The organism is Halorussus sp. AFM4, from assembly GCF_051194995.1.
In the GTDB taxonomy this organism is placed as follows: domain Archaea; phylum Halobacteriota; class Halobacteria; order Halobacteriales; family Haladaptataceae; genus Halorussus.
In genome coordinates this window covers 263146-281188 of record NZ_JBNTJT010000002.1, presented here as the reverse complement: position 1 = coordinate 281188, position 18043 = coordinate 263146, and the positions used below count along the sequence as shown (strand labels likewise).

Below are 18043 nucleotides of genomic sequence, written 5' to 3'. Positions count from 1 at the left end.
ACCCGCCCGCTCGTTCAGTCGACGTACTCCCGGACGAACATCCGGTGCTCGGCGGCCCGCTCGTCCCGGAGCGTCTCGTTGCCGTACCAGTCGGGCAGGCACGCCATCGCGTTCAGCCGGTTGCAGAGGTGGTACACCCGCTTGCGCTCGCCGAAGTCCTCGGGTCCGTCGCCCGAGCGGTGCGCGTCGTAGGCCGCGCGGAACCGCTCGCGGAGCCGACGTCGGAGGACGACGTCGCGGGTCTGCCAGTTGACGTTGTGGTCCTCGACCGTCGCGAGGTTGTAGACCGGGTCGCCCGCGAGGAGGTCGGCCCAGTCGAGCACGCCGGTCTCCTCGCCCGTCTCGGGGTCGACCAGCAGGTTCCCGAGTCGGTAGTCCCAGTGGACGAACACCCCCTCGTTCGGCGGGTCGAGCGCCGGAACCGCCTCCCGGACGTACTCCCGGAGCGGTCCCACGAGGTCGTCGAACCGGCCGCCTTCGATGCCGTCTAAGGTGTCCTCGGCGTCCGCGAGCAGCCAGTCGGTCCAGCGGTCCCGCGGCCCGTCCCCGTCGCCGACCACCGCCAGGTCGCCGTCCTCGACGCCGATCCGGCCGAACCGGTCGAACGTTCGGACCTCGTGGAGCTGGGCGAGGTGCTCGCCGGCCTCGCCGAGCACGCGGGCGAGCGCGTCGGCCGAGAGGTCCCGGAACCGGCCGGAGCCGTTCGCGCCCGGGAGGCGCTCGGCGACGAAGAACGGCGCCGGGAGGTCGGGGTGGTCGTCGACGAAGCCGACCACCTCGGGGACAGGGATCTCGGTCTCGGCCGCTAGCAGCTCCAGCACGCGGGGTTCCGACCGGGCCACGGTCGGCGGGACGGCCTCGCCCGTGAACGCCTTCAGGACCACCTCTCGGCGACCCCCGGGCGTCGCGACGGTCAGGAAGAAGACCGAGTCGGTCCCCTCCTCGGTCGGCCGGATGCGCTCGACCGACCAGTCGGGCGCGATCTCGGCGACCATGCGGGGGACCTCCAGCGGGACGTCCACCGGGTCGCGGTCGTCGGCCGTCTCCCGTTCGGCGAACTCGGTCATCGCTATCGTTGGAAAGCCGTCGGGGGTAGTGGGCGTTCTGGCCGTCGGGGACACGGGTTCGACAGCCGATCATCGTCTCGGGATCCGGTCGGTGGTACCACTCGTCACGTGCACCGCGAAATCCGGTCGCCGGTCGGCGGACTCCTTGGAATTCCGAGTAGTGAGTTTTTCATTGCGGGAGCGAGAACCCACCACCATGGGTATGAGGCCACCGCCGTCGGACTCGGACGACGGTCCCGACGTCATCGAGTTCGGCATCGCCGAAGTGGCGGCTGTACTCGACGACGGGGACGTCTCGTTTCCGGCGACCGGCACGGAAGTCGTCGAGTCGCTCTCGGACCCCCGCATCAAGTACGACGCCGACGGCCACACCGTGGCGCTCTCCGAGGCCGTCTCGGCGGTCGAACGCGACCACTTCGACAGCAAGCGGGAGTTCCTGAACGCGCTCCACCCAGTGTTCGAGCGCTACCGCAACTCCCGGACGCCGGGCGTCATCGAGCGCGTCCGGGCGGCCCTGCCGCTCTGAGGCCCCGGAGTCACGGCTAGTCCTCGTTCCGTCCGGCACTGCTGAACGATTAGAACTGAGTTCTCCACAGTTGGTGCGAAAACGCACGGAATCGCTCGACCGAAGGTTCAAGTGCGAAGGCGGGACGAACCCCGGCCGTGACCTGACCCGGGCCGGGACGCTCCTGCGGTCGCGCGGCGCGCGACGTCCCGGACTCGACCCTCAGCGCGCCGCCTGCAAGCCAAAAACGTCCCGAACGGCGGTTCCGGTCAGTCGTCGGCGGTCACGGCCGACCGTTCGACGTCGATCTCGCCCTCGTCGAGCTCCCGCTCGACCTCCCGGGCGGCGGTGACGAGGTTCGCCATCTTCTCGTAGGCCACCTCGCGCGGGAGCAGCTTCAGCCCGCAGTCCGGGCTGACGGTCAGCTGCTCGGGCGGGACGACCTCCAGGCCCTTCTGGATGTTCTCCTTGATCTCGGGGACGGACTCGACCTCCGCGACGTGGGCGTCCACGACGCCGAGCGCGAGGTCCTTGGTGAACGCCGGGTCCTTGAACACGTCGAGCTGCTCGTAGTCGCCGTTGGCGAGTTCGAGGTCGAACTCGTCGACCGGGAACTCCAGGATCTCCGGGTAGATGCGGGAGTAGTCGCCGTAGCAGACGTGGAGGCCGACGCGGACGTCGTCCGGAATCCCGTCGACGATGCGTTCGAGACAGTCGCCCACGATGGCGTGGTCGTCCGGCGTCGTCGCGAGCGCGGGCTCGTCGATCTGGACGTAGCGGGCGCCCGCCTCGACCAGCTTCTCGACCTCCTCGTTCACGAGGTCCGCGAGGTCGTTGGCCAGCGCCTCGGTGTCGTCGTACGCCTCGTTGAAGCTCCAGTTGGCCAGCGTGTACGGCCCCGTGATGGGCACCTTGACCGGACGCTCGGAGACGCTGGCGGTGAACTCGTACTCGTCGACCAGCCACGTCTCGTCGTACTCGACGTCCGAGACGACCGAGGGCTTGTCGAAGGTGTTGTGGCCCCACACCTTCACCGGCCCGTTGAACTCGTAGCCGTCGATGCGGTGGGCGAAGTACTCGACCATCTCGTTGCGGCGCATCTCGCCGTCCACGACGACGTCGAGGCCGGCGCGTTCGTGTTCCTCGGTGATGAGGCGGGCGGCGTCGTCCTTGGCCTCCTGCCAGGCGTCGTCGTCGAAGTCGGCCTCCTCGTCTTCGTGGAGGTCTCGCGCGCGGTCGAGCCACTTGGGCTTGGGGTAGCTGCCGACGACTGTCGTCAGCAGGAAGTGGTCGGTCGGGTGGTTCGGCGGTCGGAACTGGTCTCTGGTGTCGGTCATGCTTTCACCTCCGCGACCTCGGTGGCCTCACCGAGGGCCGCGAGCTTCTCCCGGAACGTCGAGTACGGCAGGTAGAACAGCTCGGTGTTGGGCGTGAGGTAGACGGTCTCGAAGTCGGCCGCGGGCGTGTTGTCCTCGAGCCAGTCGGCCCGCTCGGCGATCTGGTCGGGGTCCTCGACCAGCGTGTTCTGGCCGTCGACGACGCCCGCCGCGATGGAGTCCTTGGTGCCGTACTCGTTGATGTTGTAGAGGTTGTCCTCGTGGTTGGCCACGAAATCGTAGCCGAGCGCGTCGAAGTCGGCGTCGAGCAGGTGGGCGTGGACCTTCTCGTCCAGGGCGCCCCAGTAGGTGTGGACCACGACGTCGGTGTCCGCCGGGGCCGCGGTGGTCACGGCGTCGACCGCCTCGCTGGCGCGCTCGCCCTCGTCGCCTTCCGGCGGGTTCTCGACCAGCGAGGGTTCGAGCACGAACAGCGTCTCGACCTCGGGGAACGCCTCGACCTCGCCGGCGAGGAAGTCCGCGATGGCGTCGAGGAACTCGGCGTCGTCGCCGTAGTACTCGTCGGTGGCGAGGTCGGCCAGCGAGAAGGGGCCGGGCACGACCGCCTGGAGCTCGTCGGCGTCCGCGAGCTCGCTCGCCGCCTCCAGTTCGCCCGCGATGTCACCGTCGAAGCCGAGTTCGCCGGTCACGACCGGGTCGCGGTAGAAGTTGTTGTTGTCGTAGTACCGGACGATGCCGCGGGTCTCGACCGAATCGTGGACCGCGAGCGGGTGGGCCAGCATGTCGTCCCACCGGAGCTGCCCCTCGACCGCGCGGTCGAGGCCGGCGTCCCGCTGGTGGTCGACTACCTCCTCGCGAGCCTCGTCGTAGACCGCCGTGATCTCCTCGCCCTCGTCGCCGTCGATGAGGTCGTGCTTCTGGTGGCCTTTCAGGTCCGCGAGGTCCGCCTTCGCCCAGTCCGGAAGCGGGAACACTCCCGGTGTCGTCGCGACGCGCTCTGTCATGTGACCGGGTCTACGGAATGCCGACGCTTAATATTTTCCTCTCAGGAAATAACCGACGGTCATAGACAGCTGGTAGCACGACACACGAATCCGGCGTCTCCGAAGACACGCGAGTCCAGCGTTTCCGGACCCCCTCCGCGCGATGGCAGTCAGCGGACGAGCTTCAGCACCGTCAGCGTCTCGAAGGGGAACGACTCGTCGCGCAGCGCCACCGCCGAGAAGCCCTCCGTCTCTGCCATCGCGACGACCTCCTCGACGCCGGTCAGGCTGCTGACCAGCAGGTAGACCGCGCCGTCCGGCGCGAGCACTCGTCCCACCGTTTCGAGGAACGGCTCGACGACCGCCCGGCCGTCCTCGCCGCCCGAGAGCGCGACCTCCATCCAGTCGTCGCGCTCCTCGTCGGGCTCGGTCGGCAGGTACGGTGCGTTGAACAGGACCGCGTCGAACGATTCGGTCCGAAAGGGTTCGAGCAGGTCGGCCCGGACCGCCTCGACGCCCCGGTCGCGGGCCTGCTCGCAGGCGTGGGGGTTCACGTCGGAGCCGACGACCCGCGCGCCGGTCTCGTCGGCGACGCGCTCGGCGACGTACCCCGAGCCGGTGCCGACCTCCAGTGCGAGTCCGGGCGGGTCGGCCCGGAGGTCCTCGACCGCGGCCTCCGCGAGCAGGTGGGAGTCCTCCGCGGGCTGGTACACCTCGGTCTCGACGCCCCGGCGGTCGGCCAGGTCGGTCACTCGTCGGTCACCTCGCCGGTCCCGCGGTTCATCTCCTCGGTGTCATCGGTCACGCCGCCGTCCGCAGTCGGTTCCGGGGCCGCCGACTCCCCGGACAGGCGGAACCCGCCCGACTCCTCGCGGCCGGTGAGCTCGCGCTGCGGGAACGGAATCTTGACGCCCTCGCGGTCGAACGTCTCCTTGACCGACTCGATGACCGCGGTGCGGGCCCGCCACTGCCGGCGGGCGCTCGGCTTGTCGATCCAGAAGCGTAACAGCAGCGTGACCGCCGAGTCGCCGAACTCCTTGAGGACGACCTGGGGCGTCGGCACCGTCAGCACCTCGTCGAGGTCCTTCATCGTCTCCTCGGCGAGGGCGGCCGCTCGCTCGACGTCGGCCTCGTAGTCGACGCCCACCTCGACCTCGATGCGGAGCCGGCCCTTCCGGCTCTTGTTGACGATCTTCTCGCCGCTCACGATGTCGTTGGGGATCATCACGTACTCGCCGGCGAACGTCTGGATGCGGGTGTTGACGATGGAGATGTCGGTCACGATGCCCTCCTCGCCGTCGATCTCGACCCAGTCGCCGATCTCGAACGGCCGGGAGAACATCAGGACGAAGCCCGCGAGCAGCGCGCCGAGCGTCTGGCGGGCGGCCATCCCGACCACGATGCCGAGGAAGCCGGCCCCGACGATGAGCCCGCTGAGGTCGACGTTCCACATGCCGAGGATGACCGCGACGGCGCCGACCCACACCGTGAGCTGGGACACCCGGTAGACGATCTCGCTCTGGTGCTCGGTGATGGTCTCGTGGCCCTCGGTGAACCGGTCGATGGCGCGCTGGACGAACCCGTTGACGACGTACGCGCCGGCCAGCACGACCAGCGCGAGCAGGAACCGGAACCCGGCGCCGAGGGTGCCGCCGATCTGCTCCCAGGCGTTGGCGACGTCGGTCGCGACCCCCCAGAGGACGAGCAGCGCGACCGCCGCCCCGAGGACCACGACGCCGACCGAGCCGGCGAGCACCACGTCGGCGACGTGGCTGTGGAACCGCTCGCGGGCCTTCCGCCGGAGGTAGCGGGCCGCGACCCCGCCCGCGAGCACGACCAGCAGGATGAGCGCCGTGACGGCGAGCCGCCACTCGGTGGTCGAGAACCGCGCCAGCCGGTCGATGAACGAGACGAGTCCGCCGACGGCGCTCATCCGCTCGCACCTCCGCGACCGAGCTCGTCGGCGACCGTCGCCAGCGCCGCGAACGTCTCGGGCGGAATCTTCCCCGCGCGCCGGCTCAGCACGTCCGGGTCCAGCTCGGTCTCCCCGGCGGCGATGGCGTCGACCACTGCGTCGGCGTCGTCCAGCCCCGAGATATGGGCCGTGTTCCTGATGGCGTTCCGCAGGGTCTTGCGGCGCTGGGTGAACACGGCCTTCACGAACCCGAGGAAGTACGCCTCGTCGCCGACCTCGTAGTCTGGCTCCCGCGGCGTGGTCCGGACGACGGCGCTCTCGACCTCCGGCGGCGGCGAGAACGCCTCCTTCGGCACGGGCTCGACCACCTCGACGTCGGCGTAGTGCTGTGCGGAGACCGAGAGCCGGCCGTAGTCGTCGGTCCCCGCCTCGGCCGCCATGCGCTCGGCGAACTCCCTCTGGAACATCAGTACGGCGGGCTTGCCGCGGGGCAGGAGTCGGAACGTGATCTCGCTGGAGACGCCGTACGGGAGATTCGAGACCGACGCGGTGAACTCGGGGAGGTCGACCGCGAGGGCGTCGCCCTCGACGACGGTCAGCCGGCCGGCCGCGATCTCGTCGGCGAACTCCTCGCGGAGGAAGGCCGCGAGGGCGGGGTCGCGCTCGACCGCGGTCACCTCGTCGGCGACCGCCAGCAGCCGGTCTGTCAGCGCGCCGGTCCCCGGCCCGATCTCCAGGACGTGCGAGAGGTCGAAGCCGGCCTCGGTCGCGTACTCGGGGAGCCGGTCGAGGACGCGGTCGTCGACCAGGAAGTGCTGGTCCCGGTCGGGGTTCCCGCGGACGCCCGCCCGCCTGAGCAGGGCGTCGGGGTCCCGGGGAGCGGCCCCGGAGTCGCGTGCGTCGGTCATGTTGTCCTCGGATAGCGACCGAAGGAGGGTAAAGCCACCGAGTCAGCGAGCACGTGTCGGGAGCAAGAGAGTTCGCGGGCCGGAGACGAGTCGCTGCGCTACTGCTGCTGTTCCTCGACGCGCACGAACGTCCGGTACTTCAGGTCGTCCTCCCGGAGCTCCTCGAGGACGCGCTCGATCAGCACCTCCTTGGGGTTGTGCAGGCCCGAGACCCGCTCCTCGAGGTCTTCGAAGCTCTCGAAGGGCTTGCGCTTGCGCTCCTCCAGGATGTTGTTCCGGAGCTTCTTGCCGATACCGGGCAGCAGGTTGAGCTGGTGGAGCCGCAGGGTGATGGGCTGGGCGTCGTTGTAGAAGTCGACGAACCGGCGCTCGTCGGACTCCACCACGTCCCGGATGGCGTGTTCGAGCTCCGACTGGGCCGCCCCGGAGAGGTCCTCGTACTCGATCTCCCGGACGCTTGCGACGAGGTCGTTCGACCGGTCGGCGTCGACCCGGTCGGTGATTGTCAGGCTCACGTCCTCCTCTAACGTGACCTCGAACAGGCGGAACTCCTCGATGCCCAGCGCGTAGGCCAGCGCGGGCTTCTGGTGCTGGGGCCGGTCGTCGTCGGCTCGGCCGTGCGGGAGGTAGTCCAGCACGACCGCCGGCACCCGCTCTTCGCCGCTTTGCTGTTCGCTCATTGTCACGGATTACGCCGACGAACCACTTAAAGAGTTGGTGGCGGTCAGTCGTACTTGGCGACGACGTTGAGGATGTCGTCGAGCTCGTCGCCCGAGAGGGTGTAGCGCTCCTGGGCGTACACCGCGCGAAGCTCGTCGCGGTCCTTCGGCAGGATGTCGGCGATCTTGTACGCCGTCGGCTCGTCGACCTTCTCGAGGTCGAGCAGTTCCTCGACGAGTTCGCGCGACTCCTCGGCCTCGAGCGTGGCGAACCGGTTGACGTGCTCGATGGCACGGGCCAGTTCGTAGCGCATCTCGCGGTCCTCGTCGAGCGCGCGCTCCTCCTCGACGCCCGCGAGCAGTTCCTTGGCCTCCGCCGTGGTCAGGTACTCCTCCTCGACCTTCTCCTTGAATATGGTCATGCTATTCCTGGGCCTTCAGGTGGGCGGGGGTGACGATAAGGGTCTTCTGCTTGCCGCGGTCGTTGATGCTGACCTTGTAGGCGGCGCCCTGCTCGCCGACGACCTCGCCGGTCTGGCCGTTGAATCGGGGGTGGAAGCGACCCTTCTCGACGCTCGGGTCGATCTTGAGGTGGACCTTCTGGCCGACCTCGTACTGCTGGACGGCGCGCTGGGGCGGGGAGGTGCCGCGCTCTCGGGGGCTGTTCGAGAGTTTGTCGCGAGTGCTGTGGTAGGGTCCGTTCGAACTCGGCATAGTCGTACGTCCCTCTTGTCCGGTCTCCGTTATAAAAGGCACGTTCCGCGTTTCCGGGCGCTCGCCCCCTCGCGGCCGACTTCCGGCGGAGGGCGGCCCGACCCCTCCGCCTCCGGGACGGCTCGGTCGTCCCCGACGACTCGCGCGAACCGGGCGACGCCGGCGTCGTTAAGCCGACGTTAGCGTCGGCGACTGCCATCAGGTCTATGGACGCTTCGGCCCTCAACTGCACCCATGGTCGACGTAATGGGACACCTGGGAATGGCGCTGATCTGGCTCGCACCGGCGTGGTACTTCATCGACCGCCGGAAGACCGCCGCGGCGTTCGTGGCCGCCGGCTTCTGGTTCGGGATGCTGCCGGACGTGGACCTCTATCTCTCGAACTGGTTCGCGGGCATCCACCACCACGGCGTCTTCCACACCATCGTCGCGGTCACCGTCATGGCGGCGATACTCGGGCCCCTGCTCGGCTGGGTCCTGAAAACGGCCGGCAGCGACGACGACTGGTTCTCCCCGCGCGCGGAGGAGAACGCCTACCTCATGGGCTTCATCGCCGTCTGGGTCGCCGGCCTCTCGCACCTGTTGGCCGACATGCTGTCGGCGCCCGACGTCGCCTCGCGCATCGAACCGTTCTGGCCCCTCTACAACGGGTCGGTCGTGCTGCTGGACGTCCTCTGGTACACGTCGTGGTGGGCGACCTGGGGGCTGTTCATCCTGGGACTGGCGGTCAACGTCGCGGCGTGGTACTGGAAGGGCGAGAGCGAGGAGCCCCGGACCGGCGTCGCGGCCTCCGAGTGACGCGCTGTCGACGGTGAAGGCCGCGTCCGCCGGCCCCCGGCCGGTCGCGCCCGAAGGGCAAGAGTAACCTGCCGTCCGCGCCTCGGTTCGCACATGACCGACGACGAGGAGTTCCGCTTCGAGACGCGCTCGATCCACGCCGGCCAGGAGCCCGACGAGGAGACCGGGGCGCTCATGACGCCGATCCACGCCAACTCGACGTACGAACAGGACGCGCCGGGCGAGCACCGCGGCTACGAGTACTCCCGGACCGGCAACCCGACGCGGACCGACCTCGAGGCCAACGTCGCCAGCCTCGAAGGCGGCGAGTACGGTCGGGCCTTCTCCAGCGGGATGGGCGCGATAAACACGGTGCTGAACCTGCTGGAGTCGGGCGACCACGTCGTCGCCAGCGAGGACGTGTACGGCGGGACCCACCGCATCTTCACCCAGGTGTACGAGCAGTACGACCTCTCGTTCGACTTCGTCGACATGACCGATCTCGACGAGACCCGGGCCGCCGTCGGCGAGGACACCGAGCTCGTCTGGGTCGAGACGCCGACCAACCCGCTCCTGAACATCGTCGACATCGAGGCCACCGCGGAGATCGCCCGCGAGGCCGGCGCGCTCTGCGCGGTCGACAACACCTTCGCCACGCCGTACCTCCAGCGGCCGCTCGACCTCGGCGCCGACATCGTTGCCCACTCGCTCACCAAGTACATGGGCGGCCACTCCGACGTGGTCGGCGGTGCGCTCGTGACGAACGACGCGGAACTCGACGACCGGTTCGGCTTCTACCAGAACAGCGTGGGCGCGACGCCCGGCCCCCACGAGTGCTTCCTGGTGCTCCGGGGGACCAAGACGCTGCCGGTCCGGATGGACCGCCACTGCGAGAACGCCCGCGAACTGGCGACGTGGCTTCAGGACCACGAGGACGTCGACCGGGTCTACTACCCCGGGCTCGACTCCCACCCGGGCCACGACCTCGCGGCCGAGCAGATGGACGACTTCGGCGGGATGGTCAGCTTCGAACTCGCCGCTTCGCTCGAGGAAGCCGCCGACGCGGTGAGCGAGACCGAGGTGTTCACGCTGGCCGAGAGCCTGGGCGGCGTCGAGAGCCTCATCGAGCAGCCCGCGACGATGACCCACGCCGCGATTCCGAAGGCGGAGCGGGAGGCCGCGGGGCTCACCGACGGGCTCATCCGGGCGAGCGTCGGCATCGAGAACGTCGCGGACCTGAAGGCCGACCTCCAGCAGGCCTTCGACGCGGCGCTCGAATAGCCCCGCGGGCTCGCGGAGCGCCGCCCCGTTTCGCTCCTGCGTGATCAGGTGGCACCGGTGTAACCTGAGACCTATGGTCGCCGACCGACTACCCACGCGCATGGCGAACCGACGATCCGCAGACGACTTCGAGATCACGTCCGACCTGCCCGACAGTCCGATGCACACCACCGGTACCGACCACATCACGCTCATCGGGAGCAACGCCGAGGACACCATCGAGTTCTACCGCGACATCCTGGGGATGCCGCTGGTGCTCCGCCAGCCCAACCTCGACGACCCGTCCCAGACCCACCTGTTCTTCGACTCGGGCGACGGCCGCATCGTCACGTTCTTCGTGAACGACGACCGCGACTCGGACCCCCGGCCCCAGCGCACGGGCGTCGGCGGGGTCCACCACCTCTGCTTCAGCATCGACCCCGAGGAGTTCGTCGAGATCCGTGAGACTCTGGAGGAGGAGTGGCGCGGCTACAACGAGTTCGACCGCGGCATCTTCCACTCGCTGTACACCCAGGACCACAACGGCCTGGTCATCGAGCTCTCGACCGACAAGTGGGCGATTCCCGACGACCGCCGGGGCGAGGTGCTGGCGACCGCACAGCGCATCCGCGAGGAGGACGGCGCCGACTTCGCCGAGGAGCGCCACATCGAGGCCGCGCTCGACGAGCTCGGCCTGGACGTCGAGAAGTACGACCTGCCCGACGCGCCGGCCGGGTCCGGCGTCTGAAACGGGAGTCGCGGAATTTCGGGTTTCAGACCCGTCTGCGCGCGACTGCTTCTGCTCGGCGTCCACCGAAACTGCAGAACGAGTGGATGAGAGCCGGCTTAAATCCGGCCGACGTTCTCGACTTCGACGCTCTCGACGCCCTCGACGTTCGAGAAGTTCTCCTCGACCGCCTCGGTCCCGCCGGTGTCGTCCGGGACGATGACCGTCGGGAGCAGTGCGACCAGCCCGAACGCGACGTCGTCGCGCTCGAAACCGTTGATCTTCGCGCCCTCCGGGAGGGAGTCCTCGAGCTTGTCCTGGAGGTCGTCGAGGTCGATTTCGGGGCTCTGCGGCATCACCTTGATCTTGGCGGCTACCTTCCCCATGGTTACGGTCCCATGAACCCGCAGTCGGGGCACTCGTAGAGGTTGCTCTGCTTGCGGCACTTCGCGCAGCGGTAGATCTGCTGCCCGCACTCGGGACACTTGAACGACGCCGCGTTGGTCCCGGAGATGTTGATCCCGCAGGAGACGCACCGTCGCGCCTGCGTCTGTTCGGCTTGACTCATACCCACTCTTTCCCGTGCGCGACTTTAAACCATTTCGAAAGGAGCCGTCAATTCGACCGGCTGCGAGTCGAACCAGTGACGCAGCCCGAATCGGTAACCGGACTGAGCGAGTAAGAGAGCAGAGGGGAGATGACGCGGAACCGGAAGCTGAACGAGCGATTTCCGCGACTATAGCCGCAAGGCGAGTACGACGCTCGCGACGAGCGCCGCGAACGCGGCGACGACGCCGAACCCCGGCATCGACCCGGAAGCGCCGTCGGCCGTTTCCTCGCTCGTCCTCGGTTGCGGCTCGCCGTCACTCTCGGCGGAGGATTGCTCCAGACCCTCGTCGGTGGACTGCATGACAGCGCGGAACCCGTCGAGGGAGCTGTTCGCGGTCCAGGTCGCGGTGGCGTCGCGGTTCGTGTCGGCTGTCGGCGTCACCTCGGCGAAGGCGTAGCCGTCGGGTGCCCGGAGGACGAACGTCCGCTCCGTCCGGAAGCCGCTCGCGAACGGCTGCTCGACGACGAGCGAACCGTCGCGTTCCGCGGCCAGGTTCCGCCACGTGACCGTCACCGCGACGACTCCCGTCGTCCCGTTCCCCGCGGTAGTGACCGTCACGGACGGGTTGGCGCTCCCCATGTCGCGTTCGGTCCGGTTGTCGACCGCCTCGATCACGTGACGGAGGTTGCCGGCGAACTGCTGCCGGAGTGTCCGTCGCTCCGTCTCGTTTCGTCGGAACCGCTCGAAAGCCCGTTTCTCCGCGTCCGCGGTGAGGTTGAACGTCGTGACCAAACTCACCTCGGCGTCTCCGTCGTCGGAGACCGAGACGACGAAGGCGTCCTCGGACGGGACGTTCAGGGCCTTCGCTTCCGTTGTCGTCGCCGTGACGTCGGCCGCTCCGGCCGAAATCGCGAGTAGCGCCACGAGTGCGACTGCGGTACGTGCCGTGGGTTCGGTGTCTATTTTTCCACTCATAGAGGCGTCCGAAAGTGTCGTTCTCGAGTTTCCATCATTTCCCTCAGAAGGAGGGCGACCTGACTGTCGTCCGCTAGTCGTCTACGGTCGTCGTCTCGTCTTCGTCGTCGGCTTCGTCCTCCTCGGACGTCGTTTCATCGTCTTCGCCGTCCGTCTCGGCCTCGTCACCGTCGCCCTCGTCGGATTCGCCGCTGGGCGACATCGAGTCCCCGGAGACAGCGAGGGTCACTTCGGCCTCGGACTCACCCTTCACGACCTCGACCGCCAGTTCCTCGGTCGCATCGGTCGCGAAGCTCACGGTTCCGTCGGCGGCCGTCGTGCCGACGCGGTCGCCGTCGGCGTAGACCGTAGCGCCGGAGACGGAGGCGCCGTCGGCGCTGACCGAGATGGTCACCGTTCCGTTGTCGATGCTCCCCGAGACGTCGAGCCGCCGAGAGCCGTTATCCTCCCGTCCCGCGAACTCGAATTCGAGTTCGGCCTCCCGGTCGCCGCGCACGGCCTTCACGGTCGCGCCTCCCTCCGGAAGCGTCACCGAAACTGTCCCCGCGTCGTCGGTGGTGCCCGCCGCGCTGTCACCGACGTAGACGGTCGCGTTCGGGACGGGTTCGCCCTCCGAGACCGCCTTCACGGTGATCGTCGCGTTCGGTGCGGGCGTCCCGCCGGCGACGACGAGGGAGAGTTCGCCGTCGCGCTCGGACTCGTTGCCGCGCTCGTCGTTCCCGCGGTCAGACTGCTCGTCCCGTTCGCGGTGTTCGACCTCCTGTTCCAGTCGGAACACCGTCCCGGACGACCCGTCCACGCGGACCTCCGACTCGCCGCTCGCGTTTGCCCCACGCAACGAGAACTCGAACTTGTAGTAACCGCTCTCGGCGTGGACGGACCCCTCGGTCAGCGTCCAGCTACCGTTACCGGGTGCGGCAGGAAGTTCCTCGCGGGCGGTCGAGAGCGCCGCGGACCGGTCGACCGTCATCGTCTCGTCGTCGTCGCGCGACCGCCGGACCTCGACCGAGCGCTCGCCGTCTTCGCTCTCGACCTCGACAGTGAGGCCGTCGTCGGCCTCGATGTCGAGTTCACCCTCGGTCTGTCCGGTGAAGCGTTCGAGGATCGCGGACGGACCGCTTCCGGTCACGGCGTCGAGGCTCTCGACCGACCCGTTCAGCGTCGTCCCGTTGATCCCCGCCTCGCGCAGGTCGGGCGTCGAAACGTTCTCGGCGCGTTCCTGCAGGCGCTCGTAACTCCCGCGGACGTTCTCCGCGCGCGTATTCAGTACTGCGATGCGCTGGGCGTACTCCGATTCGGTGAGCTCGCCCGACCGATAGGCCGTGGTGGCGTCCCGGTAGTCCTCGTTGATACGCTCGGCGCGCTCGCGGAGCGTTTCGGCGCGCTCGGCGACGGCCTCGGCGCGTTCGCTCTCGTTCGCGCCCTCGAAGTTCACCTCGAAGGCGGTGTTCTCGAAGTCGGTCTGCACCTCGTCGCTCGTGGCGGTGACGACCGTCGAGAGCTGCTGGCCCACGGTAACGTTCACCGAGGAGTTGTTCGTTCCGTCCGCGGCCGCGAGGCCGGTCGCGACCGACTCGGTCAGTCGGCTCGCCCCCGACCCGGCGGTTGCCGCGGCCGGGGCGGTAGTCCCCGCGACGAGCAGCGCCGCGAGAACGAGCGTCGTCAGTCGACTGGTGCTGATCATCGAGCGTGGCTATTCGCGACGAGCCTATAAACCGGAGCGACGCTGGCGCCGGTTTGTGGGGATTTGCCGACGTTTGCGCCGAATTGCACCCGTTTGCAGCCGACGGCCGGATGGTTTATCAGGTCCCCCTGAAAACGGCCTACCCGATGACCGACGCGCGTCGTCTGGCGCTGGCCCTCTACTGGCTACTGGCGTTCGTCTCGTTCGCTCCGGTGCCGGGTACGACCGATTCGGCCACTCCCTCGCCCGGGACCGCCGCGTCGGTCCCGGCCCCGGACGGGCCCGCGGTCGACAACACGGTGACTCGCATTTCGGTCCGGGCCTCGGGCGACGCGACGTGGGCCGTCGTCATCCGGACGCGCCTCGAGACCCAACGGGAGGTCGACCAGTATCGGTCGTTCCAGGCCCGCTTCCGGAACAACACCTCCCGCTACCTCGACACGTACCGCGAGCGGATCAGGTCCGTCGTCGCGGACGCCGAGACGGTAACCGGGCGGGAGATGAGGGCGACGAGTTTCTCGGCGAGCACCGACGTTCAGGAGGTGCCGCGACGGTGGGGCGTCACCACGTATCGGTTCCGGTGGGCTAACTTCTCCGCACGGCCGAACGCGACGGCGCTGGTCGTCGGTGACGTCTTCCAGGGCGGATACTACCTCGACGCCGACGACATCTTCGCGGTCGAGGCTCCCGAGGGGTACGCCGTCGACACCGTCTCGCCCGCGCCGGACGAACGGGGTTCGCGGGTCGTGCGCTGGTTCGGCCCCTCCGATTTCGCAGACCAGCGACCTCGCGCGGTGTTCCGCGTCGAGGCGTCCGACGAACCGACGATGTCGACCGAAGGACTGGGCGCAGCGACGGCTCGCGGCACGACCGAGGCTGGAGCGGATTCGACGGACAGCTCGAGCGACGGATCCGGACGACTCCTCGTCGGCCTCGGACTGGTCGCCTTCGGAGCCGCGGCCGCAGTCGTCTGGCGGCTTCAGTCGGGCGGAGCGGACTCCTCGCCGGCCGACAGCGGGCTCGACGTCGCGTCTGACGCGCCGCGCTCCGACGGCCCCGCGCCGGTCAGGACCGACGCCGAGAAGGTCGAGGCACTCCTGCGCGAGCGCGGCGGCCGGATGAAACAGGCCGAGATGGCCAGGGTGCTCGATTGGTCGGCGTCGAAGACCTCCCGCGTCCTCTCAGACCTCGAGGACGACGGCGCGGTCGAGCGCGTTCGCATCGGCCGGGAGAACGTCGTGGACCTCTCGACACCGACCGACGAGTAGTCGCCGGCGTGCGGCCAGCGGACGCTGCCCCTCGAGGAGATCGGCGAGAGCTCCAAGCGCGTCGCTCGGCGGGCTCCGGGGCCGATTCGGGCGCATCTTCCCCGATTCCGCCGGAAACACGAAACGTGATTCTTAAGGGGCGAACGAGCGACGTTTCGGGTATGAGTGAAGAACAAGAGGCCGAAGTGGCCGACGACGAAGAGCAAGCAGACGTCGAAGAGGAGGCCAATGAGGGACTTCAGGAGGGGGACTTCGTCCGCCTCGACTACACGGCCCGCACCGTGGAGGACGGCAACATCGTCGACACGACCGACCCCGAGGTCGCCGAGGAGGAGGGCCTCGACGAGGAGAGCCGCGAGTTCGAGCCCCGCGTCATCGTGCTCGGCGAGGGTCACATCTTCGAGAGCGTCGAGGAGGACATCATCGGGAAGGAGGTCGGCCACTCGGGCGAGACCACCATCCCCGCCGAGGAGGCGTTCGGCGAGTACGACGCCGACCAGGTCCGGACCGTGAGCGCCGACAAGATCCCGGAGGACGACCGCTACCCCGGCGCCCACGTCGACGTCGACGGCCAGCACGGCCACGTCGAGACCATCATCGGCGGGCGCGCACGCGTGGACTTCAACCACCCGCTGGCCGGCGAGGACATCGAGTACGACTACGAGATCGTCGGCGAGGTCGACGACCGCGTCGAGAAGGCCCAGGGCCTCATCTCGATGTACCTCGACGCCGACCTCGACATGTGGATCCAGACCGACGAGGTCGAGGAGGAGACGGTCGTCGAACCCGACGAGGACGACGAGGACGCCGAGCCCGAGACGGAGACCGAGACCGTCGAGAAGGAGACCCTCTACATCGAGAGCACGCCCCAGCTGGCGATGAACCAGCAGTGGATGTTCCAGAAGCAGCAGATCGCCCAGAACGTCATGGACCAGCTCGGGCTGGACCGCGTCATCGTCCAGGAGACCATCGAGGGCGGCGGCATGGGCCCGATGGGCGGCATGATGGGCGGCGGCATGGGCGGCGGCGACGTCGACCTGGAGGAGGCGCTCGAAGACGCCGACGTCGACGAGGACGAGATCGTCGAGGAACTCGAGGAAGTCGAGTCCTCCGAGGAGTAACCCCGACCCGTTCCTGCGTTCTTCTCCCCGGCCAGCGGCGCGGCCGGAGTGGCCCCACCGCCGAGTAGCTCTCAGTCGTGTCCGCACGGCGCGGTTTCTCGGGGGTGTTTCCACGTTCTAGACCCGGAGCGGCGCACCCGCAACCGAAGCGCGTGGACCTGTTCGTCGGTGAGCGCCGAGGTGCGGTGTAATCGGGAGGCAAGGGGTCCGACTGGCTGAACCGAACTGCGGTTCGAGGGGTGGACCGAGGGCGGTCCGGTAGGGGCCGAACCGGAGTTCGGTGGGGAGGGCCGAAGCGACTGCGTTCGCGTCGGCGGGGACCGCGCGCCGAGCGCGGCGCAGGTGCCGTGCGAGGGGAGGGCGTGGCGGGCCCGGAAGGCCCGGCGGGGACGACAGGGCGGACGGACCTGGCTGGCCGGGAGGGCGGAAGGCGCGGGGCGGGCGGCCCTGCGGAGGTCTTGCGACCTCCACCTCTATCTGGTCCGTCGGCGGTATTCAATTCTATCAGGCTACCATCCGTACTAAGGCTACAAGTGATAGTATGGAAACAATCTATACTATCGGAACCAACACCACTCGCATCCGGTCGGCGGTAGAGAATCCGTCTCAGCGGTCGCGGATCTTGTGGCGGAACGCCCGGAGCGCGTCGGCGCCGGTGTCGGTGAGCGTGACCTGCTTCCGGCGGCCGACGTCCTCGACCGCGATGTAGCCGTCGTCGAGCAGCGGATCGACGACGTTGGCGTTGAGAAGCGCGAACTTCGCCTTGTCGTTGGCGGGCTCGTTGTCGGTGACGAACGCCAGGCCCTCCGCCTCGGCGTACTCGATGATGTCCTTCTTCTTGACGGTCCGGACGTCCGAGTTGGCGTCGGCGAGGAAGTCCATGACCGCGACCTGGTCGGTCGTCGGCGACTCGATGGGGTAGGAGGGCAGCACCTCGTCGCCGGCGTAGCCCGAGCTCCGGTGTCGGTCGCCGTCCGGGTACTCCTCGGGGTGGACGTAGTAGGCGGTCGCGTCGGTGGCCATGCACGCGATGGCCGCGCCGACCGCCGCGAGCTTCGACCCGCTGGAGACGTTTACCCGGACGATGTCGTCGGCGTGGTCGGCGGTCAGCGTGGTCACGACGCCGAGCACGTCGTAGATGTCGAACACGTCCACGCTCCGGGTCCGGACGTCAACCGGGAGGTCGTCCAGTTCGGCCCGCAGGTCGTCGGGGAAGGCGGGACCGGTGCCGGGGTCGTCGTGTTCGAGGAGGTAGAGCACGTCGACGTTGTGCCTGCGGACCGGACCGACGATGCGGTCGTGCTCGAAGCCGAGCGGGGCGATGTGGACCTCGTCTATCGTCTGCATGGCGGACAGGTCGATGCCCGCGTTCTCGGGGTATAAATTCTCGGCATCGGCTCACGGCAGGTCGAATCAGATTCTTCCGAAGTGGGCTATCTGCCGGAAGAAGATTCTCGGGGAGGACAGCGCTCAGAAAGCCCCGGCCCCTGTCATCCACCCGAACCGCGGTGGACCGGTCAACTTCCCGTTTCGGTGGATCAGACGGCCTCCAGCGAAAAATCGGGGGCTCGCTCGCGCTCGGCCGGAGAGAAC

General features: G+C 68.5%; 20 protein-coding genes. 6 read left to right on the top strand and 14 right to left on the bottom strand.

Annotated features, from left to right (window positions below):
- Positions 1–14 precede the first annotated feature (14 nt).
- Positions 15–1067, bottom strand: a complete 1053-nt coding sequence (locus tag ACQUQF_RS09690; protein ID WP_435178190.1) for a phosphotransferase family protein — start codon at positions 1065–1067, stop codon at positions 15–17.
- A gap of 196 nt (positions 1068–1263) precedes the next feature.
- On the opposite strand from ACQUQF_RS09690, the gene ACQUQF_RS09685 reads away from it, so the two are divergent.
- The gene (locus ACQUQF_RS09685) at positions 1264–1593 is read left to right on the top strand and encodes a hypothetical protein (protein ID WP_435178188.1); all 330 of its coding nucleotides are present in this window, start codon (positions 1264–1266) and stop codon (positions 1591–1593) included.
- A gap of 248 nt (positions 1594–1841) precedes the next feature.
- Here ACQUQF_RS09685 and ACQUQF_RS09680 read toward each other — a convergent pair whose 3' ends face one another.
- The 8 genes from ACQUQF_RS09680 to ACQUQF_RS09645 all read right to left on the bottom strand — a co-directional run bounded on the left by ACQUQF_RS09680 (position 1842) and on the right by ACQUQF_RS09645 (position 8088).
- The gene (locus tag ACQUQF_RS09680; protein WP_435178186.1) at positions 1842–2909 is read right to left on the bottom strand and encodes a methionine synthase; all 1068 of its coding nucleotides are present in this window, start codon (positions 2907–2909) and stop codon (positions 1842–1844) included.
- A complete protein-coding gene (locus tag ACQUQF_RS09675) occupies positions 2906–3913 on the bottom strand; it encodes a 5-methyltetrahydropteroyltriglutamate--homocysteine methyltransferase (protein WP_435178184.1) in 1008 nt (335 codons plus the stop codon). The genes ACQUQF_RS09680 and ACQUQF_RS09675 overlap by 4 nt, the downstream gene beginning before the upstream one ends.
- Before the next feature lie 149 nt (positions 3914–4062).
- Entirely contained in the window at positions 4063–4644 is a 582-nt protein-coding gene (locus tag ACQUQF_RS09670) for a HemK2/MTQ2 family protein methyltransferase (protein WP_435178182.1), read from the bottom strand.
- Positions 4641–5825, bottom strand: a complete 1185-nt coding sequence (locus ACQUQF_RS09665) for a mechanosensitive ion channel family protein (protein WP_435178180.1) — start codon at positions 5823–5825, stop codon at positions 4641–4643. Before ACQUQF_RS09665 ends, ACQUQF_RS09670 begins: the two co-directional genes overlap by 4 nt.
- Positions 5822–6715, bottom strand: a complete 894-nt coding sequence (locus ACQUQF_RS09660) for a 16S ribosomal RNA methyltransferase A (RefSeq protein ID WP_435178178.1) — start codon at positions 6713–6715, stop codon at positions 5822–5824. Before ACQUQF_RS09660 ends, ACQUQF_RS09665 begins: the two co-directional genes overlap by 4 nt.
- A gap of 98 nt (positions 6716–6813) precedes the next feature.
- Positions 6814–7395, bottom strand: coding sequence for a DUF655 domain-containing protein (locus ACQUQF_RS09655; protein WP_435178176.1), 582 nt, complete (start codon positions 7393–7395; stop codon positions 6814–6816).
- A gap of 44 nt (positions 7396–7439) precedes the next feature.
- On the bottom strand, positions 7440–7796 hold the full coding sequence (locus tag ACQUQF_RS09650) for an RNA polymerase Rpb4 family protein (protein ID WP_435178174.1): 357 nt from the start codon (positions 7794–7796) through the stop codon (positions 7440–7442).
- Between the two features lies 1 nt (position 7797).
- Positions 7798–8088 (bottom strand): 50S ribosomal protein L21e, encoded by a 291-nt coding sequence (locus ACQUQF_RS09645; protein WP_435178172.1) that lies wholly within the window; start codon positions 8086–8088, stop codon positions 7798–7800.
- 234 nt (positions 8089–8322) lie between these two features.
- Here ACQUQF_RS09645 and ACQUQF_RS09640 point away from each other — a divergent pair, with 234 nt between their 5' ends.
- The 3 genes from ACQUQF_RS09640 to ACQUQF_RS09630 all read left to right on the top strand — a co-directional run bounded on the left by ACQUQF_RS09640 (position 8323) and on the right by ACQUQF_RS09630 (position 10873).
- Positions 8323–8886: a metal-dependent hydrolase gene (locus ACQUQF_RS09640; protein WP_435178170.1), complete on the top strand. Its 564-nt coding sequence runs from the start codon at positions 8323–8325 to the stop codon at positions 8884–8886.
- Between the two features lie 93 nt (positions 8887–8979).
- A complete protein-coding gene (locus ACQUQF_RS09635) occupies positions 8980–10146 on the top strand; it encodes a cystathionine gamma-synthase (protein ID WP_435178168.1) in 1167 nt (388 codons plus the stop codon).
- Between the two features lie 100 nt (positions 10147–10246).
- Entirely contained in the window at positions 10247–10873 is a 627-nt protein-coding gene (locus ACQUQF_RS09630; protein WP_435178166.1) for a VOC family protein, read from the top strand.
- A gap of 98 nt (positions 10874–10971) precedes the next feature.
- Here the strand turns inward: ACQUQF_RS09630 and ACQUQF_RS09625 are convergent, their stop codons facing one another.
- The 4 genes from ACQUQF_RS09625 to ACQUQF_RS09610 form a co-directional block, all read right to left on the bottom strand.
- The gene (locus ACQUQF_RS09625; RefSeq protein ID WP_435178164.1) at positions 10972–11238 is read right to left on the bottom strand and encodes an elongation factor 1-beta; all 267 of its coding nucleotides are present in this window, start codon (positions 11236–11238) and stop codon (positions 10972–10974) included.
- Between the two features lie 2 nt (positions 11239–11240).
- Complete coding sequence (locus ACQUQF_RS09620; protein ID WP_115796008.1) at positions 11241–11420, bottom strand: HVO_2753 family zinc finger protein; 180 nt, start codon at positions 11418–11420, stop codon at positions 11241–11243.
- Positions 11421–11588: 168 nt separating this feature from the next.
- Complete coding sequence (locus ACQUQF_RS09615; protein WP_435178161.1) at positions 11589–12377, bottom strand: DUF7345 domain-containing protein; 789 nt, start codon at positions 12375–12377, stop codon at positions 11589–11591.
- A gap of 73 nt (positions 12378–12450) precedes the next feature.
- Positions 12451–14061: a DUF7096 domain-containing protein gene (locus ACQUQF_RS09610; RefSeq protein ID WP_435178159.1), complete on the bottom strand. Its 1611-nt coding sequence runs from the start codon at positions 14059–14061 to the stop codon at positions 12451–12453.
- Positions 14062–14207: 146 nt separating this feature from the next.
- On the opposite strand from ACQUQF_RS09610, the gene ACQUQF_RS09605 reads away from it, so the two are divergent.
- Both ACQUQF_RS09605 and ACQUQF_RS09600 read left to right on the top strand, forming a co-directional pair.
- A complete protein-coding gene (locus tag ACQUQF_RS09605; RefSeq protein WP_435178157.1) occupies positions 14208–15329 on the top strand; it encodes a helix-turn-helix transcriptional regulator in 1122 nt (373 codons plus the stop codon).
- Between the two features lie 161 nt (positions 15330–15490).
- Positions 15491–16450 (top strand): FKBP-type peptidyl-prolyl cis-trans isomerase, encoded by a 960-nt coding sequence (locus tag ACQUQF_RS09600; protein ID WP_435178155.1) that lies wholly within the window; start codon positions 15491–15493, stop codon positions 16448–16450.
- A 606-nt stretch (positions 16451–17056) separates the two neighbouring features.
- Here ACQUQF_RS09600 and ACQUQF_RS09595 read toward each other — a convergent pair.
- A complete protein-coding gene (locus ACQUQF_RS09595) occupies positions 17057–17797 on the bottom strand; it encodes an HFX_2341 family transcriptional regulator domain-containing protein (RefSeq protein WP_435178153.1) in 741 nt (246 codons plus the stop codon).
- Between the last annotated feature and the right edge of the window lie 246 nt (positions 17798–18043).

Excerpts from the sequence above, each read along its gene's own strand:
- ACQUQF_RS09690 (WP_435178190.1), bottom strand. The coding sequence starts at position 1,067 with ATGACCGAGTTCGCCGAACGGGAGACGGCCGACGACCGCGACCCGGTG.
- ACQUQF_RS09685 (WP_435178188.1), top strand. The coding sequence starts at position 1,264 with ATGGGTATGAGGCCACCGCCGTCGGACTCGGACGACGGTCCCGACGTC.
- ACQUQF_RS09680 (WP_435178186.1), bottom strand. The coding sequence starts at position 2,909 with ATGACCGACACCAGAGACCAGTTCCGACCGCCGAACCACCCGACCGAC.
- ACQUQF_RS09675 (WP_435178184.1), bottom strand. The coding sequence starts at position 3,913 with ATGACAGAGCGCGTCGCGACGACACCGGGAGTGTTCCCGCTTCCGGAC.
- ACQUQF_RS09665 (WP_435178180.1), bottom strand. The coding sequence starts at position 5,825 with ATGAGCGCCGTCGGCGGACTCGTCTCGTTCATCGACCGGCTGGCGCGG.
- ACQUQF_RS09660 (WP_435178178.1), bottom strand. The coding sequence starts at position 6,715 with ATGACCGACGCACGCGACTCCGGGGCCGCTCCCCGGGACCCCGACGCC.
- ACQUQF_RS09655 (WP_435178176.1), bottom strand. The coding sequence starts at position 7,395 with ATGAGCGAACAGCAAAGCGGCGAAGAGCGGGTGCCGGCGGTCGTGCTG.
- ACQUQF_RS09650 (WP_435178174.1), bottom strand. The coding sequence starts at position 7,796 with ATGACCATATTCAAGGAGAAGGTCGAGGAGGAGTACCTGACCACGGCG.
- ACQUQF_RS09645 (WP_435178172.1), bottom strand. The coding sequence starts at position 8,088 with ATGCCGAGTTCGAACGGACCCTACCACAGCACTCGCGACAAACTCTCG.
- ACQUQF_RS09640 (WP_435178170.1), top strand. The coding sequence starts at position 8,323 with ATGGTCGACGTAATGGGACACCTGGGAATGGCGCTGATCTGGCTCGCA.
- ACQUQF_RS09635 (WP_435178168.1), top strand. The coding sequence starts at position 8,980 with ATGACCGACGACGAGGAGTTCCGCTTCGAGACGCGCTCGATCCACGCC.
- ACQUQF_RS09630 (WP_435178166.1), top strand. The coding sequence starts at position 10,247 with ATGGCGAACCGACGATCCGCAGACGACTTCGAGATCACGTCCGACCTG.
- ACQUQF_RS09625 (WP_435178164.1), bottom strand. The coding sequence starts at position 11,238 with ATGGGGAAGGTAGCCGCCAAGATCAAGGTGATGCCGCAGAGCCCCGAA.
- ACQUQF_RS09620 (WP_115796008.1), bottom strand. The coding sequence starts at position 11,420 with ATGAGTCAAGCCGAACAGACGCAGGCGCGACGGTGCGTCTCCTGCGGG.
- ACQUQF_RS09615 (WP_435178161.1), bottom strand. The coding sequence starts at position 12,377 with ATGAGTGGAAAAATAGACACCGAACCCACGGCACGTACCGCAGTCGCA.
- ACQUQF_RS09610 (WP_435178159.1), bottom strand. The coding sequence starts at position 14,061 with ATGATCAGCACCAGTCGACTGACGACGCTCGTTCTCGCGGCGCTGCTC.
- ACQUQF_RS09605 (WP_435178157.1), top strand. The coding sequence starts at position 14,208 with ATGACCGACGCGCGTCGTCTGGCGCTGGCCCTCTACTGGCTACTGGCG.
- ACQUQF_RS09600 (WP_435178155.1), top strand. The coding sequence starts at position 15,491 with ATGAGTGAAGAACAAGAGGCCGAAGTGGCCGACGACGAAGAGCAAGCA.
- ACQUQF_RS09595 (WP_435178153.1), bottom strand. The coding sequence starts at position 17,797 with ATGCAGACGATAGACGAGGTCCACATCGCCCCGCTCGGCTTCGAGCAC.